This window comes from Sutcliffiella horikoshii, from assembly GCF_020524325.1.
Classification (GTDB): Bacteria; Bacillota; Bacilli; order Bacillales; family Bacillaceae_I; genus Sutcliffiella_A; species Sutcliffiella_A horikoshii_D.
This window is the reverse complement of record NZ_JAIVKY010000006.1, coordinates 145,906-171,323: the sequence shown is the minus strand read 5'-3', so window position 1 is coordinate 171,323 and position 25,418 is coordinate 145,906. Positions and strand designations below refer to the sequence as shown.

At 38.8% G+C, this 25,418-nt stretch carries 26 protein-coding genes; 21 read left to right on the top strand and 5 right to left on the bottom strand.

The window, feature by feature from the left end; translation table 11 throughout:
- The first annotated feature begins 11 nt into the window (after positions 1-11).
- Entirely contained in the window at positions 12-290 is a 279-nt protein-coding gene (locus tag LC091_RS07925; RefSeq protein ID WP_226681489.1) for a DUF1871 family protein, read from the top strand.
- Between the two features lie 43 nt (positions 291-333).
- Here the strand turns inward: LC091_RS07925 and LC091_RS07920 are convergent, their stop codons facing one another.
- Positions 334-864, bottom strand: coding sequence for a YceI family protein (locus LC091_RS07920; RefSeq protein ID WP_226681488.1), 531 nt, complete (start codon positions 862-864; stop codon positions 334-336).
- Positions 865-1,077: 213 nt separating this feature from the next.
- Here LC091_RS07920 and LC091_RS07915 point away from each other — a divergent pair, with 213 nt between their 5' ends.
- The 16 genes from LC091_RS07915 to LC091_RS07840 all read left to right on the top strand — a co-directional run bounded on the left by LC091_RS07915 (position 1,078) and on the right by LC091_RS07840 (position 18,110).
- Positions 1,078-1,851 carry a S1 family peptidase gene (locus tag LC091_RS07915; protein WP_226681487.1) on the top strand — a complete coding sequence of 258 codons (774 nt, stop codon included), beginning with the start codon at positions 1,078-1,080 and terminating at the stop codon, positions 1,849-1,851.
- A gap of 46 nt (positions 1,852-1,897) precedes the next feature.
- Positions 1,898-4,486 carry a DEAD/DEAH box helicase gene (locus LC091_RS07910; RefSeq protein WP_226681486.1) on the top strand — a complete coding sequence of 863 codons (2,589 nt, stop codon included), beginning with the start codon at positions 1,898-1,900 and terminating at the stop codon, positions 4,484-4,486.
- A 115-nt stretch (positions 4,487-4,601) separates the two neighbouring features.
- Complete coding sequence (locus LC091_RS07905) at positions 4,602-4,796, top strand: hypothetical protein (protein WP_226681485.1); 195 nt, start codon at positions 4,602-4,604, stop codon at positions 4,794-4,796.
- A 680-nt stretch (positions 4,797-5,476) separates the two neighbouring features.
- The gene (locus LC091_RS07900) at positions 5,477-7,219 is read left to right on the top strand and encodes a carbon starvation CstA family protein (RefSeq protein WP_226681484.1); all 1,743 of its coding nucleotides are present in this window, start codon (positions 5,477-5,479) and stop codon (positions 7,217-7,219) included.
- 72 nt (positions 7,220-7,291) lie between these two features.
- Positions 7,292-7,555 carry a cory-CC-star protein gene (locus LC091_RS07895; RefSeq protein ID WP_148986263.1) on the top strand — a complete coding sequence of 88 codons (264 nt, stop codon included), beginning with the start codon at positions 7,292-7,294 and terminating at the stop codon, positions 7,553-7,555.
- Between the two features lie 11 nt (positions 7,556-7,566).
- Complete coding sequence (locus LC091_RS07890) at positions 7,567-8,520, top strand: ArsA family ATPase (protein WP_226681483.1); 954 nt, start codon at positions 7,567-7,569, stop codon at positions 8,518-8,520.
- 85 nt (positions 8,521-8,605) lie between these two features.
- Entirely contained in the window at positions 8,606-9,517 is a 912-nt protein-coding gene (locus LC091_RS07885; RefSeq protein ID WP_226681482.1) for a CBASS cGAMP-activated phospholipase, read from the top strand.
- Between the two features lie 66 nt (positions 9,518-9,583).
- Positions 9,584-10,402 (top strand): adenosylmethionine decarboxylase, encoded by an 819-nt coding sequence (gene speD / locus LC091_RS07880; protein WP_226681481.1) that lies wholly within the window; start codon positions 9,584-9,586, stop codon positions 10,400-10,402.
- A 118-nt stretch (positions 10,403-10,520) separates the two neighbouring features.
- Positions 10,521-10,955, top strand: coding sequence for a YrvL family regulatory protein (locus LC091_RS07875; protein WP_226681480.1), 435 nt, complete (start codon positions 10,521-10,523; stop codon positions 10,953-10,955).
- A gap of 150 nt (positions 10,956-11,105) precedes the next feature.
- A complete protein-coding gene (locus LC091_RS07870) occupies positions 11,106-12,230 on the top strand; it encodes an NAD(P)/FAD-dependent oxidoreductase (protein WP_226681479.1) in 1,125 nt (374 codons plus the stop codon).
- Between the two features lie 71 nt (positions 12,231-12,301).
- Complete coding sequence (locus LC091_RS07865; RefSeq protein WP_010199589.1) at positions 12,302-12,676, top strand: nucleotide excision repair endonuclease; 375 nt, start codon at positions 12,302-12,304, stop codon at positions 12,674-12,676.
- A gap of 454 nt (positions 12,677-13,130) precedes the next feature.
- The gene (locus tag LC091_RS07860; RefSeq protein ID WP_226681478.1) at positions 13,131-14,045 is read left to right on the top strand and encodes a VIT1/CCC1 transporter family protein; all 915 of its coding nucleotides are present in this window, start codon (positions 13,131-13,133) and stop codon (positions 14,043-14,045) included.
- 36 nt (positions 14,046-14,081) lie between these two features.
- The gene (locus LC091_RS07855) at positions 14,082-14,717 is read left to right on the top strand and encodes a DUF4129 domain-containing protein (RefSeq protein ID WP_226681477.1); all 636 of its coding nucleotides are present in this window, start codon (positions 14,082-14,084) and stop codon (positions 14,715-14,717) included.
- An 18-nt stretch (positions 14,718-14,735) separates the two neighbouring features.
- Complete coding sequence (locus tag LC091_RS07850) at positions 14,736-15,872, top strand: DUF4350 domain-containing protein (protein WP_226681476.1); 1,137 nt, start codon at positions 14,736-14,738, stop codon at positions 15,870-15,872.
- Positions 15,869-16,798: an AAA family ATPase gene (locus tag LC091_RS07845; RefSeq protein WP_226681475.1), complete on the top strand. Its 930-nt coding sequence runs from the start codon at positions 15,869-15,871 to the stop codon at positions 16,796-16,798. The genes LC091_RS07850 and LC091_RS07845 overlap by 4 nt, the downstream gene beginning before the upstream one ends.
- Complete coding sequence (locus LC091_RS07840; RefSeq protein WP_226681474.1) at positions 16,749-18,110, top strand: DUF58 domain-containing protein; 1,362 nt, start codon at positions 16,749-16,751, stop codon at positions 18,108-18,110. The genes LC091_RS07845 and LC091_RS07840 overlap by 50 nt, the downstream gene beginning before the upstream one ends.
- Here the strand turns inward: LC091_RS07840 and LC091_RS07835 are convergent.
- Positions 18,102-19,079, bottom strand: a complete 978-nt coding sequence (locus tag LC091_RS07835; protein ID WP_226681473.1) for a stage II sporulation protein M — start codon at positions 19,077-19,079, stop codon at positions 18,102-18,104. The genes LC091_RS07840 and LC091_RS07835 overlap by 9 nt on opposite strands.
- 108 nt (positions 19,080-19,187) lie before the next feature.
- Between LC091_RS07835 and LC091_RS07830 the strand changes: the two genes are divergently transcribed.
- The 4 genes from LC091_RS07830 (at position 19,188) to LC091_RS07815 (ending at position 23,295) form a co-directional block, all read left to right on the top strand.
- Positions 19,188-19,991, top strand: coding sequence for an RDD family protein (locus LC091_RS07830; protein ID WP_226681472.1), 804 nt, complete (start codon positions 19,188-19,190; stop codon positions 19,989-19,991).
- 358 nt (positions 19,992-20,349) lie between these two features.
- Positions 20,350-20,895, top strand: coding sequence for a nuclease-related domain-containing protein (locus tag LC091_RS07825; protein ID WP_226681471.1), 546 nt, complete (start codon positions 20,350-20,352; stop codon positions 20,893-20,895).
- 512 nt (positions 20,896-21,407) lie between these two features.
- Positions 21,408-22,385 (top strand): ring-cleaving dioxygenase, encoded by a 978-nt coding sequence (locus LC091_RS07820; RefSeq protein WP_226681692.1) that lies wholly within the window; start codon positions 21,408-21,410, stop codon positions 22,383-22,385.
- Positions 22,386-22,518: 133 nt separating this feature from the next.
- Complete coding sequence (locus LC091_RS07815) at positions 22,519-23,295, top strand: cupin domain-containing protein (protein WP_226681470.1); 777 nt, start codon at positions 22,519-22,521, stop codon at positions 23,293-23,295.
- Positions 23,296-23,350: 55 nt separating this feature from the next.
- On the opposite strand, the gene LC091_RS07810 is transcribed toward LC091_RS07815, so the two are convergent.
- The 3 genes from LC091_RS07810 to LC091_RS07800 form a co-directional block, all read right to left on the bottom strand.
- The gene (locus tag LC091_RS07810; RefSeq protein ID WP_226681469.1) at positions 23,351-23,497 is read right to left on the bottom strand and encodes a hypothetical protein; all 147 of its coding nucleotides are present in this window, start codon (positions 23,495-23,497) and stop codon (positions 23,351-23,353) included.
- A gap of 97 nt (positions 23,498-23,594) precedes the next feature.
- On the bottom strand, positions 23,595-24,467 hold the full coding sequence (locus LC091_RS07805; protein WP_226681468.1) for a DUF3307 domain-containing protein: 873 nt from the start codon (positions 24,465-24,467) through the stop codon (positions 23,595-23,597).
- Positions 24,468-24,492: 25 nt separating this feature from the next.
- On the bottom strand, positions 24,493-25,239 hold the full coding sequence (locus LC091_RS07800) for a helix-turn-helix domain-containing protein (protein WP_226681467.1): 747 nt from the start codon (positions 25,237-25,239) through the stop codon (positions 24,493-24,495).
- Between the last annotated feature and the right edge of the window lie 179 nt (positions 25,240-25,418).

Genomic DNA, 25,418 nt, shown 5'->3' with positions numbered 1-25,418 from the left:
AGGTGTTATAGATGGAAAGTTTTATTAGTGTATCTAAGAGAAAAAAACAAGACATCGTCACCAAGATTATCAATGAATGGGATCCTATGGACCTTCTTGCAATGGGAGCGGGGGAAGACAGGTACCGTTTAGAAATTGATAAAATTGTAGATGCGCTAGATCAAGTTGACTCGGTAGACAAATTAGCACGGTCTATTAAACAATATATGGACGCTTCTTTTTCCACCGATTTACCTTCTATAACTTGCTTACAAGTAGCGGTTTTAATCTGGGAAGAAATTCAGGAATAAATAAAAAGGGAATTGCCATTGTAAAGCAATTCCCTTTTTGTTATTATCCCTTAGCTGCTTGTAATTGCAATGCTATCTTAATTTGATCTCCCACTAGTACGCCGCCCGCTTCTAATGGAGCATTCCATGTCAAACCGTAGTCACTGCGCTTAAGTTTTCCCTCTACTGCAAAACCTGCTTTCTCATTTCCCCAAGGATCTTGACCAGTTCCTTCGAATACAACGGAGAATGTTTCAGATTTTGTTGTACCACGAAGAGTAAGATCTCCTGTTACGTTATATTCATTATCGTCTGTTTTTTCAATGGCAGTAGCTCTGAACGTCATTTTTGGGTGATTATCCACATCAAAGAAATCTGCAGAACGAAGGTGAGCATCGCGATCACTGCTACGTGTATCTATACTTGCTACATCCACTGTAAATTCAATATCAGCTGTTGTTAAATCCGTTGGATCCGCTACAATTGTTGCATCATATTCATGAAAACCGCCTTTAACTGTAGCGAACATCATGTGCTTCACCGAAAAGTCCACTGTACTGTGGGATTTGTCAACATTCCATACTGTTTTACCCATAATAATATTCCTCCTAAATTCCCTTTTAATAAAATATCTTTAATTCAAGATTTATAACTTCAAGATAAATTATATGCTGGAGGTGTTAAATTGTCAACAACTATTTTTTCCTATAATTTACTCTGTTTTAAAAATATGAGATACAACTCGTGACATGGGGATACTCTTATGATATGTTGCAGGAAACACCAATTTCATATAAGAGGTGAAGCTGTGAAAAAGGATGAAAAGGAAGAATTAGAGGAGTTTGAGGAGCCTTCTTTGGAAGATTTCCAAATAAACGAGGAAGAATTAGCAGCCAAAGCTAGGAAAAAACAAAAACGTCAAAAGACAATAAAGTACATAACATTTTTTATCATATTAGCCCTATTAGTAAACATATGGGCCATTTTTCCTCGTGTCGTGAATATCCCATCCATACAATTTTTGTTAAAATCCAATGAATTATCAAAAGATAGTGATATACAGGCATGGAAGGAAGCCGTTGTAACCATTAACGGAAACGGGCGAAAAGGAACAGGATTTGTCATTGATCCTGCTGGATTAATTATTACAAACTTTCATGTTATTGATAAAATGAAAGATATACAGGTTTCCTTTTCAAATGGAGAAATATACTCAGCAGAAATTCTAAAGGAAAATCCAGAAAACGATATCGCATTGTTAAAGGTTATGGGACAGAAAGAGAAATTCTCTTCCCTACCGTTAAGTGATCAAAAGGTTGAACCAAACCGACCTATCTATATTATCGGAAACCCACTAGCACATACTTTTATTGTAAATGAAGGCACTTCCGGAGAAATGATCCGTTCTTCATTACATTCAGACGTTTTACTCATTGATGTTCCTGTACATTCTGGTAACAGCGGGAGCCCTGTCATTACAGAAGGTGGAATGGTGGTAGGAGTGGTATATGCAACAACAGAGGAAAACAAGGGATTGGCAATACCATCGAAACAAATACTAGAGCTTTTAGACATTGATTAAAACAAACATCTAAAGTCTCTAAACATACATTAAAGGAGACTTCATCATGGACAAATTAAGCATCATTCATTCAACATCTTTGGATCGAACAAAATACAAGATAGAAGAAGATATTCAACAATTTTTTGAAACAAGAGAAGACCTGCCGACATTTGCTGAATATATAGAAGAACGTAGGCATTACGTGGAACAGATATGGTACAACGTTTGGCTTAATAAAGTAACTAACGACGTTGCCAGAAAAGAGAAAAAACAAATTTTGAGCGAACACGGGTTTGAAGTAGAAGGAGTAGACAAGAAGATTATCAACCAACTTTTCAAAAATGAAATGAGGGAATATGAACCTTTTGATGCAGTAGAGTGGTTGCAGAATTCTTCTTATACGAGCCCAACTGTTTGGGAAGAAAAATACATTCAGGCTCGTAAAGATTTTCAAAAAAGGATGGAAGAAAAACGTATACAACTTCGCATGGATGCTGTTACAAACACAGTTGATCAGGCTGCTCATAAGATAGTTGAAGCAAATCAAGCGAATTACTTCTTGTATGTCAGACACTTTGTTGCCAAGAAAGTAAGAGAGGACCTACAGAACAATCCGAAGTTTGAAGAAACAGATTCCTACAGAAGAGAAGACGTGTTAAAAGAGTCAGGCCCAATGGATGCATCTGACTATCACACGTTGAAGGACTTTTTTGGTGAGTTGACAGGTGCTGTTCACCAAAGCTTTGATTATTATGAGGAATACTTGGAGTATGAAACATACTATTTCTTCTATGAAAAAAGAATTACGGATTATCTTTTCGGTTTTTTACCCGGGCTAATCATGAATGAGCTTTCAGATGAGGTTTTGACAGAATACGAAACCGTGACTTCTGAAGAATTTACTGTTTCTAAGCTTAGAAAGTTACTTGCAAACTCTTTTTACTTATTGGTCAATGATTATATGGAGCAACTGCAAGAGGAATTTGTTACGGATCTGCTCGAACTTGCGGAAAAACCATTTGATTTAGAAATACATGAGCAGTATTTGCAAAGAGATATCAAAGATAGGGAAAGAAAAGAAGAAGAGATTTTAGCAGAGATCCGCCGGAAACAAGAAGAAGAGGAGCGGATGTTAGAAGATATTTTCGGTAGGGAGTATATTCCTTCCAACGGTAGAAGCACACGGTATGTAATACATATTGGGGAAACAAACACAGGGAAGACTTTTCAGGCTTTGCAGAGAATGAAAGAAGCAAAAAGCGGATTATATCTAGCTCCATTACGGCTATTGGCATTGGAGGTATATGATACCTTAAATTCTGATGGAGTACCATGCTCACTTAAAACTGGAGAAGAAGAGAAACTTTCTCCAGGTGCCACCCATTTCTCTAGTACGGTCGAAATGTTTTATGAAAAAGATCATTATGAAGTGATTGTGATTGATGAAGCACAAATGATTGCGGATAAGGACCGCGGTTTTTCTTGGTATAAAGCCATCACAAAGGCGAACGCAGATGAGGTGCACATTGTCGGTAGCTTCAGTATGAAAGAAATGGTACTGCAGCTTTTAGGAAATGCGGACATTGAAATTAACGAATATACAAGGGATACACCTCTGCAAGTTGAAGATCGGCCATTTACTCTTAGGGATACAAAAAGAGGGGATGCCCTTGTTTGTTTTTCTCGAAAGCGGGTTTTAGAAACGGCATCAATTCTTCAGAACAACGGTCATCAAGTCAGCATGATATATGGAAGTATGCCTCCTGAAACAAGAAAAAAGCAGATGCAACGTTTTATAGATGGAGAAACAACAGTAATTGTTGCAACAGATGCTATCGGGATGGGATTAAATTTACCGATTAGAAGAGTTGTCTTCTTACAAAATGAAAAGTTTGATGGAACGAGACGAAGACGACTCACCTCACAAGAAGTAAAGCAGATTGCAGGTCGGGCTGGCCGAAAAGGAATGTATGATGTTGGCAAGGTTGCTTTTACAGGAGACATAAAAGCAATGGAAAAACTACTAGGTGGGAAAGATCGTCAGGTACATACTTTTGCGATTGCCCCAACAAGTTCCATATTAGAGCGTTTTCAAAAGTATTCCAACAAACTAGGCCATTTCTTTGAACTATGGGAAAAGTTTGAAAGTCCTGCGGGTACAGAAAAAGCCTCCCTTAGCGAGGAACAAATTTTGTACGAGACGATAGAGGACACCATCATTGAAGCTAGACTGACGGTTAATGATTTATACGGCTTTTTACATCTACCGTTTTCCACTAAAGAACAGACCCTCATTAACCAATGGAAAAAAACAATGGAATCGATTGTAACTAGGGAAGATCTGCCGGAACCGTTCATGAATAAGGATAGCCTGGAAAATGTAGAGTTATCCTATAAATCCATCGGCCTTCACTTGCTGTTTTTATATAGATTGGATAGAAGGACGGAAGCAACATATTGGGAAAGAATAAGAGAATCATTTAGTGATGAAGTGCATGAACGATTGCAAACAGACGTCAAACTGCGGACAAAGCAGTGCACCAAATGCGGTAAGAAATTGGACCCTGATTTCAAGTATGCTGTATGTGACGCATGTCACTTTTCCAAGCTGCGGAAAAAGCACAAGAACTTTTCTATTAAACGCCCTTTTTAGGGGAATCATTTAAGAGGTGCTGTCGACAGCACCTCTTTTCTTTGATTGTTTTATAAAAACAATAAAACAGTATTAGAAGGATAATAATCGGGAGAGGAGTGTTCAACATGTCTACTTGGTAATTCGTGGGGAAAACGTTCAAACACAAACTAACGCCATCTCCTATCAATTAGATATGTTCGAACAGTTCCATGTTCAAGGTTTGAAAGTGGGGGACAAAGTTTTTTATAGTGACTCCACACACATTTGTTGTATAAGTAAAATAATGTCGCTCACGATAATTGATAAAATAACCATCACCATGCAGTAATGAACAACATCAAACACTTGCTACTAAGCACTTACGCAATACCTGGGGTCTGAAGAATTTAGATATCTTCAAAATGGAAGACAACAAAATTTTGTTACTAGATGATGAAAAAGAGCAATTATTGGATAGAAGGAATGGCCAAATATGAACATCTGGATAATCAATTGTTTCAATACAAATCGGTTAGAATCTTGCAACCATGAATTGGGACCAATTCATAGCAATTGGTGAACAGTTGCCTGCTTTTCAAATGCCGCTGCATATTTACTTGAATTCATTTCTGAATGAAAAAACCTTGGTGGATGACCGCTAAGGTTTTTTAGTAAGTTTAGGAGATAAGTGTGTGTGTGGCTGGTGTCGAAAAATGTAATAAGGTAGAAGGTGGTCGTTTAGTTGTAGAAACTCTCTCAATAATGGTAGAAGAGAGAGTCTAAAGTGTAGAAGTTGGTTTGGGAAATGTACAAGCAGATCTGGGAAATGTAGAACCTAGGTTCTCGATAATAGTAATCAACTAAAAATGTACCGCAACTCCTAATTTATATGTGCTACTTTTCACCCATTATATGACCTGATAATAAAACTAGCATGTATTTAGTACGAATTTTCAGAAATCTATATTGACAACGCTTTCACTCATTAGTAATCTTTTCTTGTATACATAGAAAGAGGGAGGAATTAGGGTGAATTCTGTATGGTTGGCAATTGTCGGATTTATTGTTTTTGCTCTGGGCTATCGTTATTATTCCAAATTCATCGCAGAAAAAATATACCGCCTAGATCCTGATTATGTAACACCTGCCCATAAGTACAATGACGGTGTGGATTTTGTACCAACGAAAAAGGTGGTCCTATGGGGTCATCATTTCTCTTCTGTTGCGGGTGCGTCGCCTATTTTAGGTCCTGCAATTGCACTTTATTGGGGCTGGGGGCCGGCTTTTCTTTGGGTAATACTTGGTACAGTATTTGCTGCAGGAGTCCATGACTTTGGAACCCTAGTGCTTTCAGTAAGAAATAAAGGACAATCTATAGGCACTCTAACGGACCGTTTGATTGGTAAACGTGCAAAAATGCTCTTCTTATTTATTATTTTGATTTTAGTCCTCATGGTTAATGCCGTATTTGCATGGGTTATCTCCAACCTGTTCATTAAGTTTCCGGCAGCAGTTATCCCAATTTTTATTGAGATCCCTATAGCGATTTGGATTGGATATGCAGTTTACAAAAGAAAGGCAAAAATGCTGGTTCCCTCTTTGATTGCACTTGCGGTCATGTATGGTTCAGCAGTTATAACAAGCAAGGTCGAGTTCCTCCAAATCGATTTAGTCCGTTATTTCGGCGGTGCAAATAATACGGTGATATTTGGTTTGGATGGTGTGTCCATGTCCTTCTTTGTCTGGATTGTAATCCTTCTTATCTATTGTTATTTTGCTTCCACATTACCTGTATGGAAGCTTTTGCAACCACGTGACTATATCAACTCTCATCAATTAGTTGTCGGTCTTTTAATGCTTTATGCAGGTTTACTTGTATTGAGACCTGAACTTACTGCACCGATGACAAATGAAGTAAGTGATGTTTCTTGGTTCCCTTTGCTATTTATCACCATTGCCTGCGGTGCCATTTCTGGATTCCATGGCCTGGTTGCGTCTGGTACAACTTCAAAACAATTAGATAAGGAAACAGATGCTCGTTTTGTAGGTTACTTGGGCTCAATAGGAGAGGGGGTACTTGCATTAATCTCCATTATCGCGGTAGCCACTTTGTTTGCCAATGCTGGTGACTTCAGGGCAGCTTACTCTGACTTTGGTGCAGCAAGCCTTGGTGGGATGTCCAACTTCATTAACGGTGCAGCCCAACTTGCTACAGGAATTGCGATTCCAGCAGATATTGCCAGAACCATTGTAACCGTCATTGTTGTCAGCTTTGCTGCAACTAGCTTAGACACATCCTTACGTCTCATGAGATACATCATTTCTGAAATTGGCAGTGAATATAACTTTAAACCTTTAACAAACATGCATGTCGCAACGTCTGTAGCAGTTATTTCCAGTGCTGCATTGGTGTTGATCCCTAAAGGACCAAATGGTTTTGGTTCAGGAGGTTACTTGCTCTGGCCGCTATTTGGTACAAGTAATCAGCTCTTGGCAGGGGTCAGTCTACTTTTAATTTCGGTATGGTTAAAGAAGCAGGGAAGAAACTTCTTCTATACTTTCGTACCGATGGTTTTTATTTTCTCTATGACTCTTTACGCTATGTTTGTACAAGTCGTCTTTCAATGGTCAGGTCTAGGTGAAACAGATGCAAACATGTTACTTTTCATTCTAGGTGGAATTATTTTCGTGTTCGCGTTTTGGATTATATTAGAGGCGTTCAGAGTATTTTTTAAGACGGACAAGAGCCCTCCAATAGATCCTTCCATGTAACATTTACCGAGAGGATGAAGCATGTTGCTCATCCTCTTCATTTATAAAAGCAGAAAGGGGGCTTCCTTCCTAATGGACATACTGGAAAAATTCAAGAAAGTCATAACTATTTATGATGAAATACTTCAACAACCACATAGAACGGAAATCGCAAGGGAGTTGAGGGAGGAAGAGGACCTGTTCACATTATTATGTTTTTCTGAAATGCTCGGTCTTCCTAATCCTGCATTTTACTATACGTTGGAGTTATATCCATTTGTCATTGAGAGGTTTCATGATTGGCACCTTCGAATGGGGATGGAAAAATCACCACTAAACGGCATACGCTGCTGTTAGGAGGAAGAAGAATGAGTAGGCTTTTCAACCATAAAATTATGTTTATTGGTGGCAAAGGGGGAGTTGGAAAATCAACCACAGCTTCTGCCATTGCCCACCTTTTATCAGAAGAAAGCAAAAAAGTTTTGTTGGTTTCAACAGATCCAGCCCACAATATAGGAGACATCTTTCATGTAAAGCCGAAAGATAAAGTAATGTCGATAACCACATACCTCCACCTTCTAGAAATTAACCCTCAAACTGAATCAAAGAGGTACATCGAGGAGGTTAAAACTAATCTAAAGGGATTAGTAAAGGCAACTATGGTGGAAGAAGTACATAGACAAATTGATCTGGCAAGCGCGTCACCTGGAGCTGACGAGGCGGCACTATTTGATAAAATTACTTCCCTAGTGCTGGAAGAATACGATTCTTACGACCATATCATATTTGACACCGCTCCAACCGGCCACACCATCAGGCTGTTAACATTACCTGAACTAATGAACGTTTGGATCAGCGGACTGTTGGAAAAAAGAAGAAAGGTTCAGCAAAACTATAGCCAGCTATTAAATGATGGAGAACCAGTGGAAGACCCGATATTTGAAAAATTACAGGCTAGAAAACAAAAGTTCGTTAAGGTAAGGGACATCCTCCTTGATCAAAGGAAGACAGGTTATGCATTTGTACTAAATGCCGAAAGACTTCCTATCCTTGAAACACAAAAAGCAATAGAAATGTTGGAGAAGCAGAACATGAACGTTTTCACTGTTTTTGTAAATAAGGTTATTCCCGAGCATGCAGATGGGGTCTTTATGGGAAACCGTAGAGAAAATGAGAGACCATATATTCAACAGATTCATGAAATTTTCAGCAAGCAAGAAATCATTAAAATTCCATTGTTTGAACATGATATTTCTAATGTGAAACATCTAAGCAAGTATGCTGGTAGCTTAACAAATGACTTTCCATTGAAAAACTCTTAAGAAAGGACAAATTCCTCCTTTTCTCAGGAGTTTTTTCTTGTTTGAAGGAAAGCCTATTAGGAAATGAGTACGGGAGATATGGTACATGAAAATGTTGTGTCTAGATGGAGGTGGAATTAGGGGAGTATTTGCCGTTTCTATTCTTCAGGAGATGGAGGAAGAATACAACCGGCCAATAGCCGACATGGTGGACCTAGTTTCAGGCACGAGTACAGGTTCGATCATCGCCTCATCCGTTTCCATAAAAAAGCCAATGAAAGAATTATTAGCAGGTTATCAAAAGTACGGAAAACGAATATTCACTCGTCAGGCAAAAGTGGGGATTTTTAAAAGCATTTATAGTGACCGTCAGCTTAGACGTTTTATCATGCAAGCGTTTGGGAAGCGGAAATTGAAGGATATCACAAGTCCACTGTTGATTCCTGCAGTTGACCTAACACATGGCAGGCCTTTTGTGCACCGTTCAAATTATGGAAACAAGGCAGCAAAAGATATGACTGTTCATTTATGGGATGCGGTGCTTTCCTCTTGTTCTGCACCAGTTTATTTTCCCCCAAACAATATAGGCAACGACTATCTTTCAATTGACGGAGGTCTGTGGGCTAATAATCCATCAATGGTTTGTATTACAGAAGGATTGGAATATTTCAAATTGAAACTCGAAGATATAGAAATTCTCTCTATCGGAACTGGACTTCAAAAAATCGATTTTACCATTCAGAAGAATAAATATTGGGGGGTGAAACAATGGCTACCCTTTCAATTCCCTTCTATGAAAGTTACGCCAAAATTATTAGACCTTGCTTTGCAATTATCATCTGAATCTGTGTCCTATCAATGCAGTCATCTCTTAGGAAGTAATTACATCCGTCTCAATAAGGAATTGGGAGAGGAAGTTCCATTTGATGATATAACGTATATGGACGAGCTGATCCAATTAGGTCAATCTGTTTATCATGAACAGAAAAATGTGATAAGCGAATTCTTGGGTTCTTGATTTGTTTTTTTCTATATGAGAAGGGGTACTATAACTATAGAAAATAAATGAAGGGGGAATTTCGATTTGTCTTCGGAAAAAAGAATCACACTGCATGAATTTAATAATTTAACAAAATCCTTGAGTTTTAATATGTATGATATCTGTTATACAAAGACTAAAGAGGAAAGGGAATCCTATATTGACTATATAGACGAACAATATAATGCCGATCGCTTGACTAAAATCTTAAAAAACGTTGCTGAGCTAATTGGTGCACATGTACTAAATGTCGCAAAACAGGATTATGTACCTCAAGGGGCTAGTGTGACGGTACTTGTTTCTGAAGGACCTGTAGTAGAAGTCCCGACCGAATCTTATGAGGAATCTCCGGGCCCACTACCAGATTCGGTAGTATGCCAGCTTGATAAAAGCCATATTACCGTACATACTTATCCGGAATATCATCCTGTAGAAGGAATAAGTACATTCCGGGCTGATATTGATGTATCTACATGCGGAGAGATCTCCCCATTGAAAGCATTAAACTATTTGATACATTCATTTGAAACAGATATCATGACTATGGATTACAGGGTTCGTGGCTTTACGCGAGATATTAATGGGAACAAGCTGTTTATTGACCATGACATTAACTCTATCCAAAACTACATACCAAATGATGTAAAAAGTCTTTATGATATGATCGATGTAAACATCTATCAGGAAAACATTTTTCACACAAAGTGCCGTCTGAAGGAGTTTGATTTGAACAATTATCTGTTCGGCTACTCTAAAGACAAATTGTCAGATGATGAAAGATATGAAATTACCAACAAGTTAACAAATGAGATGGACGAAATATTTTATGGGAAAAATATCAACTTTGGACACCGGGAAGATTGAATAAGGAATTTCAACTTTAAAAAAGCGATGAGTCAAATGACTTATTGCTTTTTTTGTTGGTATGAATTCCCCTTTTGAAGAATAACACCTATTAATAGGCTAAAAAGGGGAGATTCATATGGGACATGACCATGATCCAAATTTAAGCGGTTCCGATAAACTAATTTTAGCGATTTCTATGACACTTCTTTTTGCGCTTGCTCTGCTTTTTGTAGGTGGAGCGTTTTTGTTTGGTTTTGCTGGTCTTTTTCAACTGTTCAGTGTCCAATATGATACAAAAAGTTCATTGATTTACTATATTGTTTTACTGATTCCACTGACCTTGCTTTTTGAAATAGCAACCATGACCTTCCTGATTAGAGTTTTGCCTAGATTAAGGAGCAGGTGGAACATTACCATTTCAAAAATAGGGATTACGTTTCTTTTCATATGGATTCCTTTATATCTGACAGATGAATGGATAAAGGGCATCACAGTTCCAGTGTTCACAGAATTGGTTGCAGCTACTTTGTTGCTTGTATTGGATAGCTTGGTTGAAAAAAAGCATCTTTAAGGTTGTAACAAAAGAAATGAAGAGTTTGTATGTGAGGTGAAAAACTCCCTTTTTTGCAAAAGAAAGGGAGTTTTTTGCCGAGAAATTGAGCCATGGATGAAAATCCTGTACACTTAGAGAGATAATTTAAAAATGAAAAGGTGTAAAACAATGAAAAAAATAATAGTTATTGGGGCAGGGATTCTTGGGGCATCTGCCGCTTATCATTTAGCTAAAGCTGGCGAGAATGTAACAGTTATCGACCGTTTTGATCAAGGACAGGCCACAGATGCGGCTGCAGGAATTATCTGCCCTTGGATTTCGCAGCGCCGTAATAAAGCATGGTATAACATGGTCAAAAACGGTGCGAAGTATTACCCAACTTTAATTGATCAGTTAGAAGCAGATGGAGAAACCGAAACCGGGTACAACCGTGTAGGTGCCATAAGCTTACATAAAGATAAAGAGAAACTCGAGAAGATGGCTGAAAGAGCGATTAAAAGAAGAGAAGAAGCTCCTGAGATCGGCGAGGTGACAATTTTAAGTCCTGAAGAAACGAGAGAACTTTTTCCCGTGTTGTCAGAAGAGTACGGTTCTGTCCACGTTACCGGAGGGGCAAAGGTGAATGGTCGTTCCCTTCGCAATGCTCTCATAAATGCTGCCAAAAAACATGGGACAAAGTTCATGGAAGACAATGCTGGCCTTGAAGTCATAGATAACCAAGTGACAGGTGTAAAACTTGGGGAAGAGAGAGTGGAAGCAGACTTATTTATCGTAACGGGAGGAGCCTGGTCACAGGAAATCTTTCTAGAATTGGGAATAAAGTTCGAAGTTGTTCCCCAAAAGGCACAGATCGTTCATTTGGAAATCGATACGAAACAAACGAAAGAATGGCCTGTTGTCATGCCACCCAACAATCAGTACATCCTTAGCTTTGATGATGGAAGGATAGTGGTAGGGGCTACACATGAAGACGAAGCCGGTTTTGATACACGGGTTACTGCAGGTGGGATGAATGAGATTTTAAGTAAGGCTTTGGAAATTGCACCAGGACTATCGGATGGGACCGTATTGGAAACGCGAGTCGGATTCCGTCCGTTTACACCAGGATTCCTTCCGGTAATCGGAAAACTTCCAAATCACGATAATGTCTTAATTGCCAATGGGCTTGGAGCTTCTGGTTTAACCAGCGGACCTTTTTTAGGATCTGAATTAGCTAGGTTAGCAATGGATCAACCTACAGTTCTTGATAGCAGAAACTATGATGTGGCAGGAGCTATTCAAACACTTGGGTAAAAACTGTTATAGCTATTATCAAGCGGTTGTGTTACCATGTAGCTCTACTGAAAAAGAGGACGTGACTTACTATGATAAAAATTACTATCCCGAATCCTAGTGTTTCTATAACAGAACGCCAGCAGATTCGCACAAATGATGAACCTATAATTACACCAATAAATGGCTTTATAGATTTTCACAAGATTCCACGTGATCAAGGCGGAATCTATATGTTCTTTAATATCAATGAAGATTTGTTGTTTGTTGGAAAAGCGAGAAAGCTTCGCCAACGAATTAAAAAACATTTTGAGGACAATGTATCCCCAATTAAAAACCATCGTGATGAAGTGTACCGCATTGACGTTTGTATCGTTGAAGATCCAATGGAAAGAGAAATTTATGAAACATACATCGCTAACACACTTCAAGCAAAGTATAATGTTGAAAAAGTATTCTATAAATAATAACTGAACTTCGAAAAGCCGTTTTCCAAACAGGAGAACGGCTTCAGTGTGTAGACAAAGCTTAAAATAATAAAATTCTTTAGTTGATCGCAGTGGAAGGAGCGAAGACTCCTCGAAAATGCTAACGCATTTTCTTCGTGCGATGAATCGCTGTCGAAGTCTTCCTTGTCCTGCGGGAGGAAAGGACATGGAAGACCCCGCAGGGCGTAGCCCGAGGAGGCTTCCGGACTGCCCGCGGAAAGCGAAGCTCCTGAAACGGAGATCAACTCTTCCAACAGATAACCTAACTAGATAATAGTTTGCCGACAGTCTGAAGCCGTTTTTCCCAATAGGAAAACGGCTTTTCATTTTTTCAAAATCTACCCATTTTCGCAATATATTTCTCGAATTTTGATAGATTAATGGTAAAATAATCGATATGACAACATTTGGAATAGTTTAGGGAGGAAGAGAAATGAATAATAATCTTAATAAACCAAAAGGGTTCGGGGAAATCCTTGATCAGACGTTTAAAATCAGCAAATACAAGTTTAAAGATTTTTTCATCATCTTATTACTTTTAGTTGGACCAATTTACCTTTTGCAAGCAATCATTGAATTAGCTACCGGGAAAAGTTTTCTTAGACAAGAAGGCGGCGGTGGAGCTTGGTATGAAGAAATGATGAGAAATATGGAATTAACGGAAGATACCTCTTTATCTACAAACCTTGCAGCTGATATAGGCACTTTCTTTGTTTCGCTATTGGTATTGTTTACATATCCGGTCGCTCAAGCTGCCATTTTATTTGGTGTAAATCATATAAAACATAATCGAGAGTTTACGGTTAGTACGGTAATCAAACAGGCGTTTGGACGCTTTTTCCCGTTGATTGGTTCCTCTCTGTTATACGTTATCATTGCGTTTAGTATCATTTTTGGATTTATACTTATAGGTGTACTTATTCCCATTATGTTTTTCGCTATAGATGTTATAGCAGGGGTTATCGTTTCAATCGTACTTACTGTCAGTTTGTTCCTCATTGGAGCGTTTCTCCTTACAAGATGGAGTTTCTTCTTCGGCTCAGTAGTATTGGATAAAAACTCTCCTGGATTAACAAGAAGCTGGAGACTATCAAAAGGGAGAACATTTAAATTGATAGGTCTTTATATCATATTCTTTTTAATTACCACCTCCATAGCTGTAGCAATCGAAATGTCCGTTTCTGCGTTCCTTGGAAACAGTGTCCTACTTGGATTAATAGTCAGTTTTACCACTTTGTTTACTACCCTCATTATGGCAGTTGGATACGCGGTCATGTATTTGGATTTGAAAGTTCGTCATGATGCTGATGATTTGAGAGATATGATTGATGAGTACCATATTAGTTAAACCCGATTCCTTTGGAAAAGGCAGGTGAAATTTATCGTGCTTAAAGAACCAGAAGCAAGAGAGCAACTAGAGGAAATCTTGAACCAACAGGAATATCAAATATACTATGCTGATACACGGAACACCTTGCAAATTTGGTGGGATGAATTTAAAGCATGGCTTGGAGATTTACTATCTCGACTCTTTCCATCCATGGAAAATACAAGCGGAACAGCGGGGAACATAATGGTTCTCGTAATTCTCCTAGTAATCGTTCTATTAGCAGCTTTAGTCATTACTTACCTCGTGAAAAACAACGGTTTTATACGCAATAAAAATAACAAGCCTTTTCAGTCGGGTGTGGAGTTGGAATTGTCATTTCAACAACATGTAGCCGAGGCGAAAAGATATGAAGATATGGAAGACTACTCACTCGCTACAAGACATCTGTTCCTTGGCTTGCTTCTGAACTTTCATGAACGGCAATGGCTAGAAGCGAAAATATGGAAAACGAATTGGGAGTATTATGAAGAGTTAAAAAGAGAACAAAAAGAGCTTGCTGATTTTTTCTTCAATTTTGCTTTAGTCTTTGATCGAGGAACTTACGGCAAACAAAAGATAGCAAGAGATGAATATTTATCCTATCGAGATATCGCATTGAAATGGATAAATGATACTGATCATGAAATATAGAAGGAAGGAGGGTGGGACTTGAAAGTAAATACTGCTAAGAAAAAAGGATGGATATGGTTTGGTGTGCTAGTCGTTCTTTTTGCCATCTGCTCCTTCTTTGTTCTATCCCAAAAGCCACAGGAATTCTCACCTTACGATTCAAAGTCTCCTTCACCTAATGGGTTGAAAGCATTCTACACTTACTTGGACAACGAATTGGGTAAGGTGAGGAGATGGGAACAGCCTCCAACCTTGCTTCCTGAATCACAAGGAAAACAAGTATTGTTGATGGTAGAACCATATTTTACTCCGGATTCAAAAGAGATGGCATCTTATATGGACTTTATGGAAAAAGGCAACACTATTCTTTTATTGAAAAATAATCCAAAAGGATTTTTTGATATTCGAACGACCTTTGTTGAATCGATGATTCCGGAGCAAACTATCAATTCCAGTGGAACCAATCTTTTAGGGGACATTTATTCTTCTGTGAGGTTAGAACCAGGAGAGGAAGATGACATACTTCTTTCCGATCAGCTAGGTGATGTAGCTGTTAAGCGGAAGTATGGAGATGGAACGCTCATCGTAGCATTGACGCCTAATTGGCTAACAAATCAAGACATCTTACAAAAAGATCATCTCCCACTTGTACTCGGCCTAATACAACAAGATGGGTTAAACAATAAAACTTCCTTCCTTTTTGATGAGTACAATCACGGCGACACAGATGCGTCTTCCTTCGAAGTTTATCAGGATTGGTTTTTGCTGTTGCTCTTCCAAGGAATGTTAATCGCGTTATTTTTACTTTGGAAGCTAGGGAAAAGATTTGGTCCAATTTTACAGCCTCGTGAGGAAACAGTCCGATTTAGTGATGAAAGCCTTCGAGCACTAGCTGCCTGGTACTTGAAAGGAAATGCCTATCAGGATTCCCTGGCCTCTCAAGCCGAGTATGTAAAATACTTATTGCAAGATAAATGGGGGATTCCTTATAACCGAGAGTGGAAAGATTGTTCCGTTTTATTGCATAAAAGGTGGAAAACGCTAGAAGATGGAAAAATAGATTTATATGTTTACCAATTAACACAAGTATTAGCAAAAGAGAAAATTACAAAACAAGAATACTTAGAATGGTCAACCAAACTTGATATATTGAGGAAAGAGGTGGAAGAGGGATGAAAGTAGAATTAGCATCTCTTCTTGAAAAATATGAGGAAAGAATACTAGGTCAACAATTAAACCTAAAACTCTTACTATCTTCCGTTCTATCAGGCGGGCACGTTTTATTAGAAGGTGTTCCCGGCACAGGTAAAACTCAGATGGTTAGAACGCTTGCAAGCCTTTTAGGAGGTAAATTCAATCGTATTCAGTTTACTCCTGATCTACTGCCAAGTGATATAACAGGAAGTTCCATTTACAATATGAAAGAAGGCACGTTTGAAACGTTGAAGGGACCTATTTTCACAAATATTCTACTTGCAGATGAAATTAATAGAACCCCTGCCAAAACACAGGCTGCACTTCTTGAAGCGATGGAAGAGAAACAAGTCACGATACAAGGTGAAACGTTTCCTTTAGCAGATGTGTTTTTCGTGGTTGCCACCCAGAACCCTATAGAATTTGAAGGCACGTACCCACTTCCAGAAGCCCAGCAAGACCGCTTTCTTTTCAAGCTACATATTGATTTTCCAACTCTTGAAGAAGAAACCGCAGTTCTTAAACAAGTAATGGAAAATAAATTTACACATGTTGAAGTTGAGCCAGTATTAGATATGGAAACCTTCCTAGGCATTAGAAAAGAAATACAGGAAGTTACCCTCAGTGAAAGCATCCTAGATTACATGATGCAAATTGTCCGTAAAACACGCGAATCTGATTCCATCCGTTTCGGGGCAAGCACTCGTGCGGGAATCTCTATCGGAAGAGCTGCACAGGCATGGGCGTACTTGAGCAACCGTAACTATGTAACCCCTGATGATATTAAAATGGTGACAAAGCCTGCTCTTCGCCACCGTATTCAATTATCTCCTCATATGGAATTGGAGGGAGCGACTGTTGAACAAATCATTGAAGAACTTGTGGGGTCGATTCCTGTTCCGAGATAAAGGAATCTTACCAACTAGTAGACTAGTTCTATTACTTTCTTTACTTTCTTTAACTTTTATTCTATTGAGTTTTTTTGTAGCCATTTCTTGGCCGATAGTTATATTGATAAATGTGTTCTTTATTCTTTTCAGCTTGGTGGACCTTGTACTTACCCCAAGTAAAAAAAGACTCAGAATGACGAGAAGCATTCCGGGTGAATTGGAACGGGGTATAGATTATCCTGTCCACATTGTCGTGGAAAACCCAACTGAATATGACATGAAAGTAGAAATAAAAGATGGAATACCACAGTCCTTTTCTCGGCCTTTTCCTTTTAGCGGAATGGTTGCACAAAACACTAGTAAACAATTTACCTACCGTACTATTGCGCCTGTAAGAGGAGAGTATGAAGTCACAAAGCTATATTTGAGGTATCAAAGTCGTATTGGCCTCTGGCAAAAGCAAATGGCATTTAAAGAAGAGGATAGGATAAAAGTTATTCCTGATATGACAGAAACGAAACAGTACTTGGAGAATGCACAAAAATTTCTGATTCATGAAGGAGTAAATATTAGAAAGCAGAAGAGTGGCGTTGGGGAGTTTTCTAAAATACGTTCTTACGTGGTCGGGGATGATCCAAGAAAGATAAACTGGCGACAAACGGCCAAATTACAGGAAGTCATGACAAATGAGTATGAACCAGAACACGGTAAATACATTACGATACTCATTGATTGTGGAAGAATGATGGGGGCCGAACTGAAAAAGGGGAACCGTTTGGAGAGGTCATTAGAAGCAGCATTGACTGTTACTGCAGCGGCTTTGCAAAAAGGAGATTATGTCGCAGTACTTGCTTTTTCTAAAAGTGTAAAAGCATATATTCCACCCGCAAAAGGGATGCCTCATCTGCAAACTATCTTGAAAACCATTTATAACGTTCAAGTTGATGCAGCTGAATCCAACTATGCTGAAGTATTTCAATATTTGCAGCTTGTTCAGAAGAAACGAAGCTTGATCCTTTTATTTAGTGATGTTAAAACATTTCTGCATGAAGAAAGCGCCCTAATCTACCTTAAGAGAGTAAGGCAAAGGCATCTCTTTTTCATGATCGGCGTTGAAGACGAGATAGTGGGGAAAAGAGCAGCAAACCCTGTAACCTCTTTAGAAGATACAATGATTAAAGGGGTTGCGCAACAACAACTATTAACGAAGAAACATGGGAAAGCAAAGTGGGAAAAGCAAGGCCTCCTAATGATGGAGGCCCGTGAAGAACGGCTAGCAACTACCGCTGTTTCTCATTATATTGATACCATGAATAGAGGATTATTGTAACTGGGCCTTATGAAGTTCAGCCTTGCGAAGCTTAAGACTTCCTAAAGCAACGTAAAGTATTAAACCAATAACGGTCAAGCCGGCAACCAAATACTTAGCTTCCAACGATATTGCAGCAGGGGTGATGAAACCTTCAATTATCCCTGCTATGATAAACATTGGTATCGTTCCAAGTAATAACTGCACTGAACGTTTAGCATTCCGCTTTAACTGATAGCCTCTAGAATATTCACCAGGGACAAAAAGCTTATACCCCATCAATAAACCGGCTCCTCCGGCTATGAAAATCGCTGTCAGTTCAATCATCCCATGTGGAACAATATAAGCCCAAAACTCATAGGTCATATCATAATGCCAAAACAAGGCCGCAATCGCGCCTACAATAATTCCATTGTAAATTAATACATAGACAGTCAACAAACCAAAGGTAATCCCGCCGGCGAATGCAAGTATGGCAACCTGAATATTGTTGGTCAATATACTCGCTGACATCACAGGGGCATCCACCATTCCGTCACTCTCTCCTAATTTTTCGGGATCAAAGTTTTGTGCCATGTCCCCCGGAAGAACAGAGTACAAATAAAGTGGATCCGACAGGACGGTAAAATAACTCCCAAGCCCGCCAATTGTAAAGAGAAGCATAGCAACCACGACAAATTTCCATTGTTCATAAAGGAGTCCAATAAACTTGTGACCGAAAAAATCGCTCGCTTGCTTCCAGCTCGTTATTTGATCCTTGTATAGAAGATTATGAGATTTCGATACAAGACCATTCAGATACGAAGTAACTTCTTCATCAGGAAAATAAGTTTGGCTATAAGAAAGGTGTTGAGCTGCCTTTTGGTAGAGACTGTGAAATCGTTCAAGGTTCTTGCCGGTAATATTCTTTTTCTTATGTAAGTCAGATGCTAGTTTTTCTAGCTCCTTCCACTGGTCACGATGCTGTTTAATAAATTGTTTGACATTCATCTTTTACACCTCGTGTCTCGTTTTCATCTATCAACTATATTATAGTAATATTATAGAGAAATAGAAACAACTTAAAGTAAAATTTATCCATAGAAAGTGGGAATCATCTTGAAGACTGGACAAGTCGATATAAAAACTCCCGAATATGTTTCATTGCAGTTTCAGGCTGCTGGTCTAGGCAGCCGTGCAGCAGCCTTTATACTTGATACCATATTGTTGGTGATTGTTAATATTCTAATTGTCATTGCACTAATCTTCGGATTGAATGCAAGTATATTTGACTATGTTGAAACGGACATGCCATCTTATATGTTTGCAGGAGTCCTTATCTTAATGTTCTTCTTAAATTGGGGCTATTTCTTCTTGCTTGAATATTGTACAGGAGGCCGTACAGTTGGCAAGAAGATGCTTGGCATACGAGTCATTCAAGAAAATGGGCACAGCATCACCTTGCTTTCCAGCATAATCCGCAACTTCCTGCGAATCATAGATATGTTACCTGCGAATTATCTGGTCGGGATGCTGATGATTTTTTTCCATTCCAAGCACAAACGATTAGGGGACCTTGTAGCAGGCACGATTGTTGTCCATGAAAGAAGAGGGAAGAAGAAAAAGAAAGCTTCCAAGCTGGAAAAGCTAATTGATGAAAAAGGGCTTAATGCGGAGGGCGGCCTAGTAGAAGAATGGGCTTTGAAATCGCTTGGTGCTAAAGAATGGAAACTTTTAAAGACATACACAGACCGTTTAGATTCTTTATCTACAGATGACCGTATCGTTTTAACTCGTAAAATGGCAGATATCCTATTCCCGAAAATCGGGCTTGATCCTTCTAGTAAGCATTATGAAGAGTTGGAAGATATGTTACTGGTGCTATATTTGCAGATGAAGGACGAGTGGGAGTATGAGTTGTAATTCGGCGGGGAGGATTTGAGGATTTGACGGTTTGGATGGGGCGATTGCTTTTGCGCGATTTTGCGGCTTATGGCTTTTGTAAGGCTTTTTCCTGTGGGGGCGAATAGAAGCAGAAGGTGGGCTGGTTTTACCTATTTTTGGGAATCGACCGATTTTATACGATTTTCGCCCGTAAAGTTGAATTATCGCCCGTAAATCTTAAAAATCGCCCGATTCCTCTGCATTTTCGCCCGTATTTTCTAAAAATCGCCCGTAAATAGAAATTATCGCCCGATTTCAAAAACCGCCTTAATTTCTAGGCGACACTCCACTGAGGAAGTGGTATAATTTACTAATAAATCAGCATAGGAGGTTACAAATGATAGTAAAAGAGAGAGATTTTCCAGCTAACCTATTATTTTTGCAAGCTATTGAGAGACGCCTCGAAAATGAACACCCCTCGATGCCGCGAGTAAAGGAATTGATAGCGAAGCAAATAAAAGGCTATAAAGGCGAAAGTGCCATTGACTACCCCTTAAGCATCCTTCCAAATCAAGACTACAGCATTCTACATTCCCTCAGTTTACAATTCCAGAAGCAAAACTTTCATATTGATACCTTACTTCTATCCAATAACTTCCTACCTCTATTGGAAGTGAAAAATATGGGTGGGACCATCCATTTTGACAGGAAATTCAATCAGCTGACTCATACATATATTGGCAATGTGAAATATTATCAGTGTCCGATCATACAGGTCAATAATCAAGAAAGATTATTCAAGCAATGGATGGAACAGTTCGGCTTTCCACAAATACCAATCACTTCTTTCGTAGTTATCTCAAACCCGTCTTGCATGATTCAAGTCGACCCTGGGGATAAGTCAACCAACCCAAAAGGTCATCCACGGTCATTATCTTCCTAAAAAATTCGAACAACAACAAGCAATCTCCAATAGACAAAACCTTTCCACTATAGAAATACAAAACCTGGCCCACACCATAATGAAACATCATAAAGTTAGACCAACGCTTACTTTAAAACAGCTAAACATAAAGACAACAGAACTCCTAATAGGTGCACAATGTTCAAACTGCCTGGCTATACCTATGCAAAAGACTCATTCATTTTGGTGTTGTCCTAAGTGCACCAATAAATCAAAAGGCGCGCATATCCCGGCTTTAAGAGACTTTTGTTTATTATTCAACGAGACCATCTCTAATAAAGAGGCTAGAGAGTACTTACATGTCCAATCCACTAGTGTAATGAAAAGGATCCTAACTTCCATGGGACTTCAAACGGTTGGAAACACTAGGTCAATTAAATACAGCCTGCATCCACTCATTAATTTGACATCTCCATCCAACCACGATATAATTATCTCGAATTCAAGATAAATAACTTAATAACATTTAAATAAAAGGGGAGATCCTTATGATAAACGGACTAAAAGGGATTCATCACGTAACAGCGATAACTAGCAGCGCAGAAAAGAACTACGAATTTTTCACGTATGTGTTAGGGATGAGACTTGTTAAGAAAACAGTTAACCAAGACGATATCCAAACGTATCACCTGTTTTTTGCAGATGATACCGGAAGCCCAGGAACCGATATGACATTCTTTGATTTTCCAGGCATTCCAAAAGGTAGTCACGGAACTAATGAAATTTTCAGGACTGGCTTCAGAGTGCCATCCGACAAGGCATTAACATATTGGATAGACCGCTTCGACCGCTTAAACGTAAAGCATGACGGCATCCAAGATCAGTTCGGAACAAAGACACTTTCCTTTGTCGATTTTGATGACCAACAGTATCAATTTGTCTCCGATGAAAATAACACAGGGGTAGAGCCGGGCACGCCATGGCAGAAGGGGCCGATTCCTTTAGAATATGCAATCACGGGGCTCGGGCCTTTACACATACGTGTAGCAAATTTTGATTTCTTTAAGGAAGTTTTAGAAAAAGTTCTGCTATTTAAAGAAATTGATCAAGACGGAAAGACACATTTATTTGAGGTAGGAGAGGGAGGAAACGGGGCAAGACTTGTTGTAGAACATAATGATACCCTTCCTCAGGCCCAGCAAGGATTTGGGACCGTGCATCATGCTGCATTCCGTGTTAACGATCGCTCTGTTATCGATGAGTGGGATGCTAGGTTGAAAGGCTTTGGCTTTAACACATCGGGACATGTGGACCGATACTTCTTTGAATCCTTATATGCACGCGTTGCGCCGCAAATTCTGTTTGAGTTTGCAACGGACGGACCTGGTTTCATGGGGGATGAGCCATATGAAACATTAGGAGAGAAGCTTTCTTTGCCACCGTTCCTTGAACCGAAACGCGAACAAATTGAGAAGCTTGTTAGACCAATTGATACTGTAAGAAGTACCAAAGACTTTAATAAAGAATAACTCATGCTAAAACCTATTTCTTTTATGAGGAGATAGGTTTTTTTTGCCCCTAAAAATAAACCAACCCATACAACCTTCATTCCCGGAAAAAATGAATAGGATACTTTAATGAATTTTAAGAGGAGATGAAGGAATGTATTATCCTACAAATAACTATCCATATCCTTATGTTGTGAACCCATATGCATACAACTATATGAGAAACAGTTATTGGCCATATCCAAACTATTATTTGCCAAACAACCCCAGAGCAGTAGAATTGAAGGACTATGGTCCAAATCCATTCGCAGAAGATATTAACGAACTAACCTTGCAAAACAATAATTTCCGAACAGCCTTATGGACGGGGACACATTTTCAAATTACTTTAATGAGTTTGAACCCTGGAGAAGATATTGGTTTAGAGATGCACCCGAATGTTGACCAATTTCTGCGTTTGGAACAAGGGCAGGGAATTGTTCGAATGGGTAAGAATAAAGATAATTTGACGTTTGAGAAAATGGTTGCAGACGACTATGCGATCGTCATTCCTGCTGGCACTTGGCATAATCTAACTAATACTGGTAGCACGCCTTTAAAACTTTACTCTATTTATGCGCCACCAAATCATCCGTTTGGTACAGTTCATCCTACCAAAGCAGACGCGGAGGCCGCGGAAGAGAAAGAAAATGGGGCAACGGTTATCGATGGAAAAACACCCGATGAATGGGTGAAGTATACGGAGTTTTTAGTAAATGAAGGATTGGAAGATGTTAAAAGAGGAATTAATGCTGTTCACATCCTGCAAGAATTTATTTTAATGGGGGTACTTGTAGGAAAAGGATATTCTCCGGAGAAAGCCTACGAAACAGTAGAAGAGTGGGAGCGAACTGGAGAATCCCAACTTCTTCAACAAAGTAAAAATATGTAGAGAAGAACAGCACCGTTTTTTTAACGGTGCTGTTTTCCATCATCTAAATGGCTGATTAATCGCAGTCAATCAGATCATCCAAGCGGCGGGCTACTTTTTTGATTACTCTTTTGGCCATTTGAGTTCTTCTTTCCAAGTAATCTTCGCCCTCTTCGATTAGGTTTTCACCTAATCTTGTGACATAACGGTAATAACGCAACATGTTGTCACCCCCTTTGTTTCTATCATATGAGAGATGATAGAATCGGACAGGGTATATACCTTCTTTCTATTATTTTTTTCAAATCTATTCATTTTTACTAGTAAGAACCGAAGAATACAATTTTCACCAACACTCCGTAAATGATTGCAAAGAGAAAGGAAGTTAAAGTCCCAAGCAAAAAATACTCCGCCCAATCGCGGTCATCCATCTGCTTGAATCGTGTAAGGGATTTGGCTGCGACTATAAATCCAACTGCAGAAAAGGATCCCATCAATATTAAGGCCACTACCAATAATCGTTCTAGATACCCAATTACTTTTCCTCTTGAAAGGTCTTGGTGTTTCATCACCATATATGTATATTCCTCTGACATGTTTTTTTCACTGTTGGGACTGATGGCAAGATCCTTTAACGTGTATTTGCCTTCAAAAAGCGAAATATGTTTAGTCAGGGAACCAAGCATGATTCTAATTAAATGGCCAGTAACAGTTGTACATAGTATCAACATAATTATTAGAAATAAGAATCCTTCCAATAAACCAATCTCTGGTCGCATACCTTCTTTTAAGTTGAATAGTACTAAAACAGTATGGAACATAGCCTGTAAATCTACTTGTAAAGTAAAATAGCATACTGCCAAAATAGTAATGACGTGCAAAATTTGATCTACGATAAATAAACCAAAATTCCAGGCGTTTTTCTGCACTAATTTAGCTGTTTTTCCCTGTAAGAAAATCTTTAAGTAATCAATACCCCCGTGAATACTAACCAACACGGTGGTGGGCAACAATACCTCCATAATAAAATCATTTCCTTGATAGAAATAATTGAGGAGGAGACTCATAAACATGATCGCAGCATGATGAAATAAATGGAGCTTCAAGAACTTCCTTTTTTCCTTCACCATGTGCTCTGTCTGAAAATAAAAATCTGCAAGTAAATGGGCTAAAATTAGGGAAAGGGTTATCATTTCAAACGCTCCTTGCTATATATAATCATATAGAAATGATCGCATCAATATTTTTATGAAGCTCATTTTTAATGGTTTGGGTCAACTCTTTCGTAATATTATGCGGTTGGTTTCCAAAGCTGTTTGCTTCTAACTTGTCCATCGTTTCTTGGAGTGTGTATAAGGTATTCAATATTATCTCACAATTCCCTTTCTTATAGTGGCTTGAGATAGTAGAAGGAGACTTATTAACTAGCCTTGCTATGGCTTTTTGCTCATCTAGAATCGCGTAAAGCCTGGAGATCAATTGCTGCAAGGACGTTTGGTCACTCATGAATTTATGCTGATAGGACAATAGCAAATTGGCCATTTCTAATGACGTATTTTCCATCGATTCCTCACCTGGTAGCAACAATATGGATGAACGTTGGGAGGAGTGCTTTATTTTTTCATTGGCTATCCTTGCCTGACGCATTAGCGGATGATTCCATTTATCTAAATCAATCTGCTGTAAGCTTGTATCTACTGTTCCAAATGTGATTCCGAAGTAGGGAGGCTGTTCTTTGTATTTCCAAATTTGGCTAATATAAAATGCTACCGTATATGCAGTAGAGTAGTGATCAAACAACCCGACAATTTCGTCTCCTAACCGGTGTTTAACCTGTGCATGCGGGAGACCTCTCGTCCACCTTTTCACAAACCCTTCCACTTCCCCTAAATAGGACGTTATTTCGTTCCAATTTTTTGATGAGTTTGTCACATCCATCATAAAAATAGATATTGGTTGCTTCATCTTTTCTTATTCCTCCTAAAAAGAATTCCACATTAGTTTAATTCAATTCGACTAAATAATCAACTTGAACATATTTCGATAGATTAATCGAATTATAGATAAATAGATGAAAAAGTCAAACTTTTAGAGAAATATAGAATACGAGCAGAAAGGTTTACTAGCGGTTGGAAAGAAGTTAT